Here is a 14,178-nt window from a genome sequence, read left to right on the forward strand (position 1 = left end):
GTTCCCATCCCGAACACGGAAGTTAAGCTTCTCAGCGCCGATGGTAGTTGGGGGTTTCCCCCTGTGAGAGTAGGACGTTGCCAGGCAGCGCGAAGAACAGCTGAAATAAAGCTGTTCTTTTTTGTGTTCATTTCCCTAAGATCGTTGTTTTTAAGTATGGTAATAGCTATTGAATAAAGGACGGAATACATCGCTTGCCAAAAGGAAAGCAGTCTGTATTCCGTCTGCATTTAATCTAAAAAATTTATCTATCTGTACAAGCTGTACCAAAATTCAATATCAGGTTACAGTAAAGTTCTAAGGGATATTAGAGGAAGTTCATGTTGAAAACAAATACTGATCAATTAAATACAAACATTTCTGTTGTGATACATTTAAGTATTGAACAATCAATGGATATTCCACATTCGGTTTCTGGTAAATAAGCTCTGACCACCACTCAATTTCATACCTAGCAATCATACTTAAGTGATACAAAAGCAAATAATGAATCATTAGTTCATAGAACATGGATAGGCTTGTCCATTCCTTACTAAAATAGTATTTGTTATCCGTAATACTAAAACGAAAGGGTAAGATTTCAATAGCAGGAACAGAGGAGGTAAAGCTAATCGACGTATGATCTGCAGTAGCTAATAACGATCCGTTCGCCTTTGTTTGAATGTATTCCTTGAAACGTTCTTTAGTCATTTTATAATTATCAAGGATATCTTCTGGAAAGGTAAAAACACCATTATTATGTTGAATCTCAACCGCTCTGCTTTTATTATCCAATTTATTTAGAAAAGGTATAAGTTCAGGTACTTCATTTACTAACGACTTAATGTTTACTTTTTCCCCCTCTAAATGTTTCATGTGGAACATTTTACCAGAAAAGTGTGGAAATAAACCATTTTTTTGAATTTTTACCTCATCCTCAAGGTAGTGGTAATTTTGTTTTTTCCTTTTTCTTGTAGTTACACCATGTGCAAGAACAGCTGTAGATTCTGGATAATTAGGATCTGTTGTTAGTATGCAAGCCTTAATCAAAAAAACTAAGCCATAAAATAAAAGAATTGGTTGAATGTTTAATGGTGATTGCTTTGCTTGTTGAAAAAAGCTTTTTCCTTGCTCGATATGATAAATAAATGCATAGCTATTCTCATAGCTTTTCTTCCAGGCATCTGCGGTACCAAGTCTATTGTATTTATTTAGCAGGAAGCTTTGTGAAGTTTCTGCAGATGATATAAAAAGAAAGTTTTCCCATGCTTTATTGGATGAATCATTAGTCAAAATAATAACCTCCAAATATGTTTGAAAAATGAAATTAATATTTTATCCTTGACAGTATTGTATCCAATTGATAAATTACTAATAATATTTCGTCAGGAGGCGCTAAATAATGTGGGAGAGTAAGTTTGTAAAAGAAGGTCTAACATTCGATGATGTTTTATTAGTTCCAGCAAAATCTAATGTTTTGCCAAAGGATGTAAATTTAAGTGTAGAGTTAACTAATACCCTAAAATTGAACATACCAATCATAAGTGCAGGGATGGATACCGTTACAGAGGCTGCTATGGCAATTGCAATGGCTAGACAAGGTGGACTTGGTATTATCCATAAAAATATGTCAATTGAAGAACAAGCTGAACAAGTTGATTTGGTGAAGCGCTCAGAAAATGGGGTAATTACAGATCCATTTTATTTAACGCCAGAACATCAAGTATCAGATGCGGAATATCTAATGGGTAAGTATCGTATCTCTGGTGTACCAATTGTTAACAATAAGGACGAACAAAAGCTTGTTGGTATCATTACGAATAGAGATCTTCGCTTTATTGAGGACTATTCAATTACTATTGATGATGTTATGACAAAAGAAAATTTAATTACTGCATCAGTTGGAACGACTCCAGCAGATGCACAAAAGCTTTTACAAAAGTATAAAATTGAAAAATTACCTTTAGTAGATGATGAAGGAGTTCTTAAAGGGTTAATAACCATTAAGGATATTGAAAAAGTGGTGGAGTTCCCAAATGCGGCTAAAGACAGTCATGGTAGACTTTTAGTTGGTGCTGCGGTTGGTGTAACGATTGACACGATGAAGCGTGTAGAGATGCTATACAAGGCAAATGTGGATGTTATTGTCATTGACACTGCACATGGTCATTCTCAAGGAGTTATTGAGACGATTAGAAAAATAAGAGAGCATTATCCAAAATTAAATATAATTGCTGGAAATGTTGCTACAGCGGAAGCAACTAGAGAATTGTTCGAAGCAGGAGCAGACGTTGTAAAAGTAGGAATTGGACCGGGTTCGATTTGTACTACACGTGTGGTCGCAGGGGTAGGTGTTCCTCAAATTACAGCTGTATACGATTGTGCAACAGAAGCTAGAAAACATGGAAAAGCTATTATTGCCGATGGTGGCATTAAATATTCCGGTGATATAGTAAAAGCTTTAGCTGCTGGTGGACATGCAGTTATGCTAGGAAGTATTTTAGCGGGAACTACGGAAAGTCCAGGAGAAACGGAAATATTCCAAGGCCGTCGCTTTAAAGTATATCGTGGTATGGGTTCTCTTGCTGCAATGGAAAAAGGATCAAAAGATCGATATTTCCAAGAAGGAAATAAAAAATTAGTACCAGAAGGAATTGAAGGTCGAGTGCCGTATAAAGGACCAATCGCAGATACGATCTTCCAATTAATCGGTGGAATTCGTTCTGGTATGGGATATTGTGGTAGTGCAACTTTAGAAGATTTACGTGAAAAAGCACAGTTCATTCGAATGACCGGTGCAGGTTTACGCGAAAGTCATCCACATGATATTCAAATTACAAAAGAAGCTCCGAACTATTCGATTAATTAGTGGAATAGTGTATCGTGGTAATTTAAGGTCGACATAACAGTAAAATACTGTTAAGTCACAAAACTTAACGTTTATAAAATAATATTCAATACAAAATCATACACGAATAATTAAGCTCCATTTTTATTAATGGGGCTTTTTTATTTCATTTGTAATAAACAGGTTGGGAATATTTCCTTTTGGTAACTGTCTATTTTTTTAAAATAAGTTATGGTAAACTAAACAAAGTAAAAGAAAGATATAGATTTTGGAGGGAGTACTATTGATTAGAAAGTGCAAGAGTCTGGCAATTTACACATTAATAATGATATTAACGATTTCTACCTTTTTATATAAAGGATCACCTGCAAAAGCAGCAGGGGATAATTTAAATTTAAATGCTGCAGCTGCTATTTTAATAGATGGTGAAACGGGACAAGTTCTATATGAAGATAACGCAGATGAATTACTTGGCGTAGCAAGTATGTCAAAAATGCTAACAGAATATTTGGTGTTAGAAGCAATTAAAGAAGGTACTATCTCTTGGGATCAAGAGGTAACAATTTCTGAGTTTATTCATAATTTATCTAGTCCAAGCTTAGGCTTATCAACGGTTGGATTAACACAAGGTGAAAAATATACGGTAAAAGAGCTATATGAAACAATGGCTATCCATTCAGCAAATGCTTCAGCAGTTGCGTTAGCTGAACTTATTGGTGGGTCAGAAGCGAATTTCGTAAAAATGATGAATGAAAAAGCAGAAGAATTAGGTCTTGGTGATTATTACTTTGTAAATTCAACTGGATTAAACAATGCAGATATGCTAGGACATCATCCGGAAGGTACAGATGCAAATGATGAAAATAAAATGTCAGCAAGAGCTGTTGCGAAATTAGCATTTCGTTTAATTAATGATTATCCAGAAGTTTTAGATACTGCTAGTGTTTCACGTTTAGAGTTTCGTGATGGACGTACGTATGATAACTTCAACTTCATGCTACCAGGATTAACATTTGAATATGAAGGCGTAGATGGTTTGAAAACAGGTTCTACTGACTATGCAGGATATAACTTCACTGCAACTGCAGAAAGAAATGGACAACGTTTTATTTCTGTAGTGATGAAGACTGGTTCACAAATTCAACGTTTTGAAGAAACAAAAAAAGTGCTAGATTATGCATTTAATAGTAACTTTGAAAATCAAGAAATTTTCCCTGCAGGTTATACAGTTAAGGGATCTGAAACATTACCTGTATTAAAAGGAAAAGAAGATTCCGTTAAAATTGCTACTAAAGATCCAATTAATTTAGTAATAAAAAATGCGGAAAAGGAGAATTATAAAGCTAAGCTAGTCATTGATAAGGATAAGTTAAATAAAGATGGTGAATTAGTCGCTCCAGTTAAAGAGGGAGATGTAGTTGGTTATTTAACTTATGAATATGTTGGTGAAGACGGAAAAGATTTAGGCTTTATAGACTCTAAAGGTCCGTTAAAAGTAGATGTAGTTGCTACAGAGACAGTAGAAAAAGCTAACTGGTTTGTTTTAATGATGCGAGGCATCGGTGGATTTTTCTCTAGCCTTTGGGGTGGAATAACTTCTGCAATTGGTGGTTTATTCTAAAATAATTCCAATTCCTTTTGATTGATGGTTGATATTTGATTTTATATTGATTAAAATAAATACAATTAAACGAAAAAGTATATATGGAAATCGTTGATAGGAAATAGTAATAAGTAATTTGTTTTAAGAGAGCTGGTGGTTGGTGGAAATCAGTAACAAATGCTTATGAATCCGTCCTTGAGTGCAATATTGAAAGCAACGTACATGTTGTGAGTAGCTATTGTCGGTTCAAGCCGTTATTTTACTAAGAGGTAAGTAATTCATTATTACTTACAACTAGGGTGGCAACGCGGGAATATAAACTCTCGTCCCTTTATGGGACGGGAGTTTTTTATATTTATATAAGCAGTTTATTTTATGTATGAGATTTAAAGGAGGCAATAGTGATGTTTGATGTAAAAATATTACGTTCAAATTTTGAGGAAGTACAAGAAAAATTAAAATTCCGTGGAGAAGATTTAACAGATTTAGGTAAATTTGAGCAATTAGATTCTCGCAGACGGGAATTAATATTACAAAGTGAAAAGCTTAAGAAACAAAGAAATGATGTTTCTAGTCAAGTTGCAGTATTAAAACGGGAGAAAAAGGATGCTGACCATCTCATTAAGGAAATGAGAGAAGTTGGTGAAGAGATAAAACAGTTAGACGAAGAATTAAATGTAGTAGATAATGAGTTAAATCAATTATTATTGTCTATTCCAAACCTTCCTCATGAGAGTGTTCCTGTTGGTGAGTCGGAGGATGATAATGTGGAAATCCGCAAATGGGGGGAAGTTCCAGTATTTGATTTTGAGCCGAAGCCACATTGGGATATTGCAACCGAATTAGGGATTATTGATTTTGAACGTGCTGCAAAGGTAACAGGTAGCCGTTTTACCTTCTTGAAAGGTGTTGGTGCAAAATTAGAGCGCGCTCTTATTAGCTTCATGCTTGATTTGCACACAGAAGAGCATGGTTATACAGAAATGCTTCCACCATATTTAGTGAATCGCACTAGCTTAACCGGAACTGGACAGCTACCGAAATTTGCAGAGGATGCCTTTTTAGTGGAAAAAGAAGATTATTTCTTAATTCCAACTGCAGAGGTCCCAGTAACGAATTATCATCGTGATGAAATTCTTTCGGTTGAAGACCTTCCTCTTAAATATGCAGCATATAGTGCATGCTTCCGTTCAGAGGCTGGATCTGCTGGAAGAGATACAAGAGGGTTAATTCGCCAGCACCAATTTAATAAAGTGGAATTAGTAAAATTTGTAAAACCTGAGGATTCTTATGAAGAATTAGAAAAACTAGTGCAGGACGCAGAAAGAGTTTTACAATTATTAAAACTTCCGTACCGAGTTTTAAATATGTGTACAGCAGATTTAGGTTTTACAGCAGCAAAGAAATATGATATTGAAGTTTGGCTCCCAAGCTATAATACGTATCGGGAAATTTCCTCTTGTAGTAATTTTGAAGCATTCCAAGCAAGACGTGCAAATATACGTTTTAGACGCGATCCGAAAGGGAAACCAGAGCATTTGCATACATTAAATGGATCTGGACTTGCTATTGGAAGAACGGTTGCTGCTATTTTAGAAAATTATCAACAAGCGGATGGATCGGTATTAGTACCTGAAGTTTTACGTCCATATTTAGGTAAAGAATATATTAAATAAAGATTTCCTTGAAGGGATCCTTTATAAAGTATATGGATCCCTAAAAAAATAAAAATATATTTGACATCACCATCAAGAAATGTTATATTATTTTTCGTGTCATATGGAGGAGTACCCAAGTCCGGCTGAAGGGATCGGTCTTGAAAACCGACAGGCGGGTTACACCGCGCGGGGGTTCGAATCCCTCCTCCTCCGCCATGTACACTGTGAAATAACGCATAAATTTGGAGAATATATATTTTGAGGCTGACTAAAAGGATGCATTTCTTTTTAGTCAGTTTTTTTTATGTAATTGAAAAAATGATAAAAAAAGTGGGCCATTTTTATTGGCACCACTTTTTTTACTAACGTTTATTCATGTAAAACTCTTTTGAACCATTTAAAACATAGGATATTTTTTTAATTATTTCTTCTACTGCATTTTCATCATTATACAGATCATATTCGGTAATGTTTAATCGTAAAATTGGGCAGGAATTAAAGGAATTTATCCATTTTTCATAGCGGTTGTACATTTCTTCCCAATATTCGATAGGAGTATCTTGCTCCATTTGTCGGCCGCGTAATTTAATACGTTTAATAATTTCTTCAAAGGATCCTTCTAAATAAATTAATAAGTCCGGATGATGAAAGAATGGCGTCATTACCATAGCGTCAAATAGACTAGTATAGGTTTCATAATCTACGGGAGACATTGTTTCTTTATCATAGTGCATTTTTGCAAATATACCAGTATCTTCATAAATTGATCGGTCTTGAATAAAGCCACCACCATATTCGAAAATACGTTTTTGCTCCTTGAAACGTTCTGCAAGGAAGTAAATTTGTAAGTGAAAGCTCCATGCTTTAAAATCAGCATAAAATTTATCTAAATATGGATTTGTATCTACTTTTTCAAAAGAAGTACGAAAGTTTAAAGCAGTAGCAAGTGATTTTGTTAAAGTGGATTTTCCAACACCTACCGTACCAGCAATTGTTATGACAGCTGAGCTAGGAATGTTGTATTTCTCACGTAAGTTCATTCGGTAATAACTCCTTTAAATAACAAATTTTCTATTTGCGTAAAAATATTTTTCAGATCATCCTTATTTTCGACAAAATCAATTTCATCGCCATTGAGCCGAAGGACAGGTGTATTTGGATGTTCCTTTTCGAAATTAGCTAAGTAATTTTCGTAATCTGAACACAAATTTTCTAAGTACATTGGAGAGATATTTTTTTCAAACGCTCTACCTCGTTTGGAAATTCGTTTAAACAGTGTATCTAAATTTGCGTGAAGATAGATCACAATATTAGGCTGTGGTAAATCATTTGTTAAGAGATGAAATATTTGATGATATTTATGATAATGCTCGGTTTTCAATGTTCGATGAGCAAAAATCAAGTTTTTAAACATATGATAATCTGCAACGACTGGACGACTTTTTTGCAAATAATCGTTCTGAATATCTTCTAATTGCTTAAATCGATTGCAGAGAAAGAACATTTCTGTTTGAAAGCTCCATTCATCAATATTGTCATAAAACTTACTTAAAAATGGATTTTCACCGACTATTTCATTCAGTAAATGGTATTGAAAATGTTCCGATATTGCTTTTGCTAAAGAAGATTTACCAACCCCAATTGGACCCTCTACTGCAATAAAATGCGTATTCATAGCTATCCCCACTTCTACTATATCTAAAAAGAGAAGGTAAAAAATCACACCCTCTTTTTTCTTCGGTTTAAAGCATCAAAAATTATTTTAGCATAGTGGTAGACTGAAATATATATGTAATTTGAAATAGTAATAAGGTCAATTTTTGGTAATAGTAGCTGTGTTGGAGTTATTACGTGAAAAAATAGGTGTGAAAAAAAGGTAGAATATACAAAATAGGGAGAACGACTGTAGCTTCGGCCGTTCTCCCTTTGCATGAGTTTTTTCTTTTATCTTTTTCTAACCGTAAAATTTTCCGTTAATAATAACCAATTTTGTGGGAATGAAAGTCCGAGCTTCCAATAACTCATCCCCCGGATATTAAGCTCTTTGATTAAATCAAACTTTGCTTGAATGCTTCTTGCATCTTCGAACCACACCCGGTGCTGTGTGCCATTTGCATCCCAATAATCGAAAAATGGTGCTTGGGCAGTAGTATCATATTGAATTGCGACATTATGCTGTGCTGCAAGCTCAATTGCTTGTTGAGGACTAACGGCACGAGCAATGTTACCTTGCTCAAATGGAAGTGTCCAATCATAGCCGTATAAATTTTGGCCCATTAGAATTTTTTCAGGAGGCATTTCGGTTATTGCATATTCCAATACATCTCGAACAGGACCAATAGGAGAAACTGCCATTGGTGGGCCACCGCTGTATCCCCATTCATAGGTCATAATCACAACAAAATCTACAATTTCCCCATGTGCTCGGTAGTCATGGGCTTCATACCATCGACCTGGTTGATCTGCTCTTGTTTTTGGAGCGAGTGCAGTGGATAATAACCAGCCTTCCTGACTGAAGCGTTCTTTTGCCCTTCGCAAAAAGGTGTTGTATGCTTCACGATCCTCTGGACGTAAATATTCAAAATCAAAATGGATATCTCGGAATCCGTGGCGTTGTGCGGTACTGACAATATTATTTAGGAAATTTGTTTGGATTTGTTGATCATTTAATAAGATTCTCCCAAGCTCATCACTGAACTGATCGTTTTCTTGATTGGTGATGACCATCATTAATACATTTCGATTAGCCTGTGCAATGGCAGGAAACTGATTTAGTGGGGGTTCTCGTAACGATCCATCCCGTAATGCTTGAAAACTAAAAGGCGCTAAATAGGTTAAGTATGGCGCGGCATTTCTGGCACTATTTTCTAAAGCGGTAGTAACGGTACCTCTTGGTTCTACATATGCATTAAATTCTTTTGTGGGTTTTGGTGCTGGGGGTATATAAAGTCTTGTACCAACTTGTAGAGGACGATTTAAAGGAATTCGGTTTATTGAAGCTAACTCTGTATATGGTATTTGAAATCTTTGGGCAATCGACCATAGACTATCTCTAGGCTGGACCCAATAAAAACTCCCATAAATAGGTATTACTAGTGTTTGACCAACAACTAATCTACTGGAATTCGTTATTTCATTTGCCTCAACTAAATCACCTACCGTAGTATTATAGGCTTGCGCAATACTATAAAGTGACTGACCTTGTTGCACAACATGTATTTGCATATATCACCCTCCAGACTTTTGTTAACACTATAAACAGTTTATGATGGAGTTATAAAAAAATGAGTGAACATGAAAAAAGTAACGTTTATGCTTATTTAGCTTTAATAAATATAGGAATAGGATAAACTGGAAAAATGGAATGAGGAATAGGAGTTAAATGGATGGATAGAGATCAATATTATATGCAGCTGGCAATTGAAGAGGCAAAAAAGGCACAGGAAAGGGAAGAAGTACCGATAGGATGTGTCATTGTAATCAATGACCAAGTGATTGCGAAGGGATACAATCTCAGAGAATCAAATCAAAATGCATTAGCACATGCAGAAATGGTTGCCATTAATCAAGCGTGTGAAAAATTAAAAACATGGAGGCTTGAGAATGCAGAATTATATGTCACATTGGAACCATGTCCAATGTGTGCAGGGGGAATCGTAATGTCTCGTGTGAACCGAGTAATTTACGGGGCTAGTGATCCAAAAGGTGGATGTGCAGGTACATTGATGAATTTATTACAGGATTCTCGTTTTAATCATCAATGTGAAATAAAAAGTGGCGTTCTACAAGAAGAATGTGGGAATCTATTGACAATGTTTTTTAAAGAAATTCGGTCAAAAAGAAAAAAATCCAAAAACAATCAGTAGCGGAAACAATTAACAGGGACTAACCCGTTGCAATTTCTATTTATTATTAGTATACTAAATATGCGTCCAAAAGACGCCTAACAATTTGGTATCAACTTTGCCGTGCTAGGTGGGGAGGTAGCGGTGCCCTGTACCCGCAATCCGCTCTAGCGGGACTGAACTCCTTCTCGAGGCTGCCCTAGCTGTAGGGTCTGTCTTTCGTAAGTGGTGTTGACGTTTGGGTCCTGCGCAATGAGAATCTACGAACCATGTCAGGTCCGGAAGGAAGCAGCATTAAGTAGAAGCTCTCATGTGCCGCAGGGTTGCCTGAACTGAGCTAACTGCGAAAGCAACGCTTATGGCTAGCAGTCGACAGAAGGTGCACGGCAGTTATATACATAAAATAACGACTAACACCCTTTTCCTTATCAAAGGGTGTTTTTTTATAGAAAAAATTTATAGAAATACGTTATAATATAATGACTAACAAATGTAGAAACAATATTACTTTTTCTTAAGTATGATAATAATGGGAATAACTAGCTAATAGCAGTGTTTTTTATTTAATTTGGGAGGGTGTTAATTGTGAGTTATCAAGCCTTATATCGGGTCTGGCGGCCGCAAAATTTTGAAGATGTCGTCGGACAAAAGCACGTTACGAAAACTTTACAAAATGCCCTCTTGCAACAAAAGATTTCACATGCCTATCTTTTTTCTGGTCCGCGTGGTACCGGAAAAACGAGTGCGGCAAAAATTTTAGCAAAGGCTGTTAACTGTGAACATAGCCCTACGGCTGAGCCTTGTAATGAATGTGCCGTCTGTCGAGGAATAACCGACGGATCTATACCAGATGTGATAGAAATCGATGCAGCTTCTAATAATGGAGTCGAAGAGATTCGTGATATTCGCGATAAAGTAAAATATGCACCAAGTGTTGCGAAATATAAAGTTTATATAATTGATGAAGTGCATATGTTATCCATCGGAGCTTTTAATGCATTACTAAAAACATTAGAAGAGCCACCAAAGCATGTCATCTTTATATTAGCAACGACAGAGCCTCACAAAATACCACTAACGATTATCTCGAGGACACAACGTTTTGATTTTAAACGGATTACACCGCAAGATATTGCAGATAGAATGCGTTATATCATAAAAGATTATGGCTATGAATATGAGGAAGAGGCATTACAATTAATTTCACGGGCAGCTGAGGGTGGAATGCGTGACGCATTAAGTCTTCTTGATCAAACCATTTCCTTCAGTCAAAATCGGATTTCAGTGGAAGATGCATTAATAATTACAGGTTCAATATCACAACAAATATTAAATAAACTTGCTCATGCAATATCCACAAATGATACTCGGGAAGCATTAGAAGCTTTACATACATTACTCGCAGAAGGAAAGGATCCGATTCGATTAGTGGAGGATTTAATCCAATATTATCGGGATCTTCTTTTATACAAAAGTTCGTCGCAAATGCAGCAATATTTAGAACGAATAGTTGTAGATGATGCTTTCACCGAAATTGTAGAACGATACCATCAGGATCAGGTATATGGGATTATTGACCGATTGAACCAAACGCAACAGGATATGAAGTGGACTAACCATCCAAGAATTTTATTAGAGGTTTGTTTTGTCCAATTATGTCAAATAGAAACGAATGCAAGTACTAATTTTTCCTCTGAGGAAATACATTCGTTAAGAGAGAAAGTACTCTCATTGGAATTAGAACTGAGGCAATTAAAGGAAATGGGAATTACCAATCCAGTTCCTAAAAAAGAAGAGCCAGCACAGGAACAAAAGACGGTTCGTTCTGGGAAAAATACTTATAGAGCTCCTGTTGGTAAAATTGAAAATGTATTAAAAAGTGCAACAAAGCAAAATTTACAGTTGCTAAAAAATAATTGGGGCAACCTATTAGAAAAGCTAAAAAGGTCCCATGCAGCATTATTAAATGATGCAGAACCAGTTGCTGCATCAACATCAGGCTTCATTGTGAAATTTAAGTATGAAATCCATTGCCAAATGGCTATGAATAATGCAGAATTTATAAGTGTTATGAACCAGATTTTATCAGCTGTTACAGGTAGTCCAACAGAAATGATCGGTGTACCTGAAGAACAATGGCTTGAAATTAGACAATCCTTTATCGATCAACATCAAGATTTCGCTAAAGATCAACCAAAAGCGGAAGACGATCCATTTGTTGAGGAAGCCAAAAAGCTGGTTGGAGAAGATTTACTGGAAATTAAAGAATAATTATTTGGAGGTAATACTATGCGTGGAATGGGAAATATGCAAAATATGATGAAACAAATGCAAAAAATGCAAAAGAAAATGCAAGAAGCACAAGAACAATTAGGTGAAGAAAGAATTGAAGGAACTGCAGGCGGCGGAGTAGTTTCAGTTATTGTTTCCGGACATAAAGAAGTAATCGAAGTGAAATTGAATGAAGAAGTAGTGGATCCAGAAGATATCGAAATGCTTCAAGATTTGATTGTTGCAGCAACTAATGATGCACTTGCGAAAGTGGATGAATTAACAAATAAAACAATGGGACAGTATACAAAAGGACTAAATATCCCTGGATTGTTCTAAGGAGGATATTTAGCAGATGTACTATCCTGAACCAATAACAAAGCTTATTGATAGTTTTATGAAGTTGCCTGGAATCGGACCGAAAACAGCTGCTCGATTGGCATTTTATGTACTAACAATGAAAGAAGAAACGGTATTGGATTTTGCAAAAGCACTTATAAATGCGAAGCGGGACTTAACTTATTGTTCAGTCTGTGGGCATATTACTGACCAAGATCCATGTTATATATGTAGTGATCATCAAAGGGATAAACAAATTATTTGTGTAGTTCAGGATCCTAAAGATGTTATTGCAATGGAAAAAATGAAGGAATACCAGGGATTATACCATGTATTACATGGTTCCATTTCACCAATGGAAGGAATTGGACCAGAAGACATAAATATTCCATCTTTGCTAAAAAGATTACAAGACGAAAATGTGCAAGAACTTATATTAGCTACAAATCCTAATATCGAGGGAGAAGCTACGGCAATGTACATTTCGCGATTAGTGAAACCATCAGGTATTAAAGTTACGAGAATAGCTCATGGTTTACCGGTTGGTGGTGATTTAGAGTATGCAGATGAAGTTACCCTATCAAAAGCTCTTGAAGGAAGACGGGAATTGTAATTACTACTACCTAAATGAATGAAGGTGTACGTTAGAAATACAGCAAAGACGGACACTTAAGGGGGAGTTATAGTTGCTCTTTAAACGTAGAGAGTCACTAAAAAAGCAATATGATATAAAGCTGCTTTCTCAAATAGAAGAACTAAAACTGCAATGGCAAGATGAGAAAAATATATGGGAAAAAAGCATCGATACAAGTGAAGATTTGGATACCCAAGTAAAATTAGCCGAACTAAAATATTTCTACTTATTTAAGGAAGCAAAAGTTAGAGATATAAGAGTTTCTTCTTTATTAAAATAAATGATGAACCAAGTGGATTTTCCTAATAAAAATTCTACTTGGTTCTTTTTTTTCTTCTTTTTCATAAATATGTACAAGGAAGAATTGGAGAAAGGGGTTATTTCATTGGATCCGATTTTAGTTATAAGTATTATTGGTGGATTAATTATTTTGCTGTTGATTTTTGGAACCCCATTAAAACCATTGCGTTTTATTGGACAAGGTATAATAAAAATTGTCATTGGGGCATTGTTTTTATTTTTTCTTAATGTCATTGGCAGTAATTTTGGAATCCATGTCCCGATTAATTTTATCACTGCAACAATATCTGGACTATTAGGACTTCCTGGAGTGGCAGCTTTAACCGTTATTCAATTGTGGATTCTATAAGTACGGACGGAGCTAGTCCGTACAATAACATTTGGAATGTATATATACAAGGGAAGCATTATTTTTCTTTTTTTGTTAGAAATTAACAATTGCATTTTTAATCATTATTTGTTATTATAAGCAATGTCACTTCTTACTTTTTAGTTTTCTCCTATTAAGTTTAAAAAAAGATGTTGACATTTTCTATGAAACTTGATATTATAATTAAGTCGCAAAAACAAAGCGAGTAAAATTGAACCTTGAAAACTGAACAAGACGAAGCGTTTAATTAAACTATTTTTAAAACATTTTTGAGCTAATCAAACACTTTTTGGAGAGTTTGATCCTGGCTCAGGACGAACGCTGGCGGCGT

Annotated in this window: 13 protein-coding genes, 1 tRNA gene, 1 rRNA gene, 1 other RNA gene and 1 other annotated feature; of the genes, 12 read left to right on the top strand and 4 right to left on the bottom strand. The window is 35.4% G+C overall.

The window, feature by feature from the left end:
• Nucleotides 1–86 (top strand): 5S ribosomal RNA (rrf, locus tag OEV98_RS17630); the annotation flags it as partial.
• A 232-nt stretch (nucleotides 87–318) separates the two neighbouring features.
• Here rrf and OEV98_RS17635 read toward each other — a convergent pair.
• A complete protein-coding gene (locus OEV98_RS17635; protein ID WP_263074670.1) occupies nucleotides 319–1,272 on the bottom strand; it encodes a YaaC family protein in 954 nt (317 codons plus the stop codon).
• A gap of 109 nt (nucleotides 1,273–1,381) precedes the next feature.
• Between OEV98_RS17635 and guaB the strand changes: the two genes are divergently transcribed.
• The 4 genes from guaB to OEV98_RS17655 all read left to right on the top strand — a co-directional run bounded on the left by guaB (nucleotide 1,382) and on the right by OEV98_RS17655 (nucleotide 6,304).
• Nucleotides 1,382–2,848: an IMP dehydrogenase gene (gene guaB, locus OEV98_RS17640; RefSeq protein ID WP_263074671.1), complete on the top strand. Its 1,467-nt coding sequence runs from the start codon at nucleotides 1,382–1,384 to the stop codon at nucleotides 2,846–2,848.
• A 304-nt stretch (nucleotides 2,849–3,152) separates the two neighbouring features.
• Complete coding sequence (locus tag OEV98_RS17645; RefSeq protein WP_263074682.1) at nucleotides 3,153–4,448, top strand: D-alanyl-D-alanine carboxypeptidase; 1,296 nt, start codon at nucleotides 3,153–3,155, stop codon at nucleotides 4,446–4,448.
• A gap of 84 nt (nucleotides 4,449–4,532) precedes the next feature.
• Nucleotides 4,533–4,764 (top strand) — a binding site (T-box leader).
• A gap of 70 nt (nucleotides 4,765–4,834) precedes the next feature.
• Nucleotides 4,835–6,106, top strand: a complete 1,272-nt coding sequence (gene serS, locus OEV98_RS17650) for a serine--tRNA ligase (RefSeq protein ID WP_263074672.1) — start codon at nucleotides 4,835–4,837, stop codon at nucleotides 6,104–6,106.
• A gap of 105 nt (nucleotides 6,107–6,211) precedes the next feature.
• Nucleotides 6,212–6,304 (top strand) — tRNA-Ser (locus OEV98_RS17655).
• Between the two features lie 146 nt (nucleotides 6,305–6,450).
• Here the strand turns inward: OEV98_RS17655 and OEV98_RS17660 are convergent.
• The 3 genes from OEV98_RS17660 to OEV98_RS17670 all read right to left on the bottom strand — a co-directional run bounded on the left by OEV98_RS17660 (nucleotide 6,451) and on the right by OEV98_RS17670 (nucleotide 9,313).
• Nucleotides 6,451–7,128, bottom strand: a complete 678-nt coding sequence (locus tag OEV98_RS17660; RefSeq protein ID WP_263074673.1) for a deoxynucleoside kinase — start codon at nucleotides 7,126–7,128, stop codon at nucleotides 6,451–6,453.
• Nucleotides 7,125–7,763 carry a deoxynucleoside kinase gene (locus OEV98_RS17665; protein WP_263074674.1) on the bottom strand — a complete coding sequence of 213 codons (639 nt, stop codon included), beginning with the start codon at nucleotides 7,761–7,763 and terminating at the stop codon, nucleotides 7,125–7,127. The genes OEV98_RS17660 and OEV98_RS17665 overlap by 4 nt, the downstream gene beginning before the upstream one ends.
• A gap of 269 nt (nucleotides 7,764–8,032) precedes the next feature.
• Nucleotides 8,033–9,313: a glycoside hydrolase family 18 protein gene (locus tag OEV98_RS17670; RefSeq protein WP_263074675.1), complete on the bottom strand. Its 1,281-nt coding sequence runs from the start codon at nucleotides 9,311–9,313 to the stop codon at nucleotides 8,033–8,035.
• 161 nt (nucleotides 9,314–9,474) lie between these two features.
• On the opposite strand from OEV98_RS17670, the gene tadA reads away from it, so the two are divergent.
• The 7 genes from tadA to OEV98_RS17705 all read left to right on the top strand — a co-directional run bounded on the left by tadA (nucleotide 9,475) and on the right by OEV98_RS17705 (nucleotide 13,826).
• Nucleotides 9,475–9,954, top strand: coding sequence for a tRNA adenosine(34) deaminase TadA (gene tadA / locus OEV98_RS17675; RefSeq protein WP_263074676.1), 480 nt, complete (start codon nucleotides 9,475–9,477; stop codon nucleotides 9,952–9,954).
• A gap of 100 nt (nucleotides 9,955–10,054) precedes the next feature.
• An RNA gene (ffs, locus tag OEV98_RS17680) (signal recognition particle sRNA large type) lies at nucleotides 10,055–10,320 on the top strand.
• Between the two features lie 198 nt (nucleotides 10,321–10,518).
• On the top strand, nucleotides 10,519–12,204 hold the full coding sequence (dnaX, locus tag OEV98_RS17685; RefSeq protein ID WP_263074677.1) for a DNA polymerase III subunit gamma/tau: 1,686 nt from the start codon (nucleotides 10,519–10,521) through the stop codon (nucleotides 12,202–12,204).
• A gap of 18 nt (nucleotides 12,205–12,222) precedes the next feature.
• The gene (locus tag OEV98_RS17690; protein ID WP_263074678.1) at nucleotides 12,223–12,543 is read left to right on the top strand and encodes a YbaB/EbfC family nucleoid-associated protein; all 321 of its coding nucleotides are present in this window, start codon (nucleotides 12,223–12,225) and stop codon (nucleotides 12,541–12,543) included.
• A gap of 16 nt (nucleotides 12,544–12,559) precedes the next feature.
• Entirely contained in the window at nucleotides 12,560–13,156 is a 597-nt protein-coding gene (gene recR / locus OEV98_RS17695; RefSeq protein ID WP_263074679.1) for a recombination mediator RecR, read from the top strand.
• Between the two features lie 73 nt (nucleotides 13,157–13,229).
• Nucleotides 13,230–13,457 carry a YaaL family protein gene (locus tag OEV98_RS17700; protein ID WP_263074680.1) on the top strand — a complete coding sequence of 76 codons (228 nt, stop codon included), beginning with the start codon at nucleotides 13,230–13,232 and terminating at the stop codon, nucleotides 13,455–13,457.
• A 105-nt stretch (nucleotides 13,458–13,562) separates the two neighbouring features.
• Nucleotides 13,563–13,826, top strand: coding sequence for a pro-sigmaK processing inhibitor BofA family protein (locus tag OEV98_RS17705; RefSeq protein ID WP_263074681.1), 264 nt, complete (start codon nucleotides 13,563–13,565; stop codon nucleotides 13,824–13,826).
• Nucleotides 13,827–14,178: the final 352 nt, after the last annotated feature.

This window comes from Perspicuibacillus lycopersici (assembly GCF_025660475.1).
Taxonomy (GTDB): Bacteria; Bacillota; Bacilli; order Bacillales; family Caldibacillaceae; genus Perspicuibacillus; species Perspicuibacillus lycopersici.

Excerpts from the sequence above, each read along its gene's own strand:
- OEV98_RS17690 (WP_263074678.1), top strand. The coding sequence starts at position 12,223 with ATGCGTGGAATGGGAAATATGCAAAATATGATGAAACAAATGCAAAAA.
- OEV98_RS17665 (WP_263074674.1), bottom strand. The coding sequence starts at position 7,763 with ATGAATACGCATTTTATTGCAGTAGAGGGTCCAATTGGGGTTGGTAAA.
- tadA (WP_263074676.1), top strand. The coding sequence starts at position 9,475 with ATGGATAGAGATCAATATTATATGCAGCTGGCAATTGAAGAGGCAAAA.
- recR (WP_263074679.1), top strand. The coding sequence starts at position 12,560 with ATGTACTATCCTGAACCAATAACAAAGCTTATTGATAGTTTTATGAAG.
- OEV98_RS17660 (WP_263074673.1), bottom strand. The coding sequence starts at position 7,128 with ATGAACTTACGTGAGAAATACAACATTCCTAGCTCAGCTGTCATAACA.
- OEV98_RS17645 (WP_263074682.1), top strand. The coding sequence starts at position 3,153 with ATGATATTAACGATTTCTACCTTTTTATATAAAGGATCACCTGCAAAA.
- guaB (WP_263074671.1), top strand. The coding sequence starts at position 1,382 with ATGTGGGAGAGTAAGTTTGTAAAAGAAGGTCTAACATTCGATGATGTT.
- OEV98_RS17670 (WP_263074675.1), bottom strand. The coding sequence starts at position 9,313 with ATGCAAATACATGTTGTGCAACAAGGTCAGTCACTTTATAGTATTGCG.
- serS (WP_263074672.1), top strand. The coding sequence starts at position 4,835 with ATGTTTGATGTAAAAATATTACGTTCAAATTTTGAGGAAGTACAAGAA.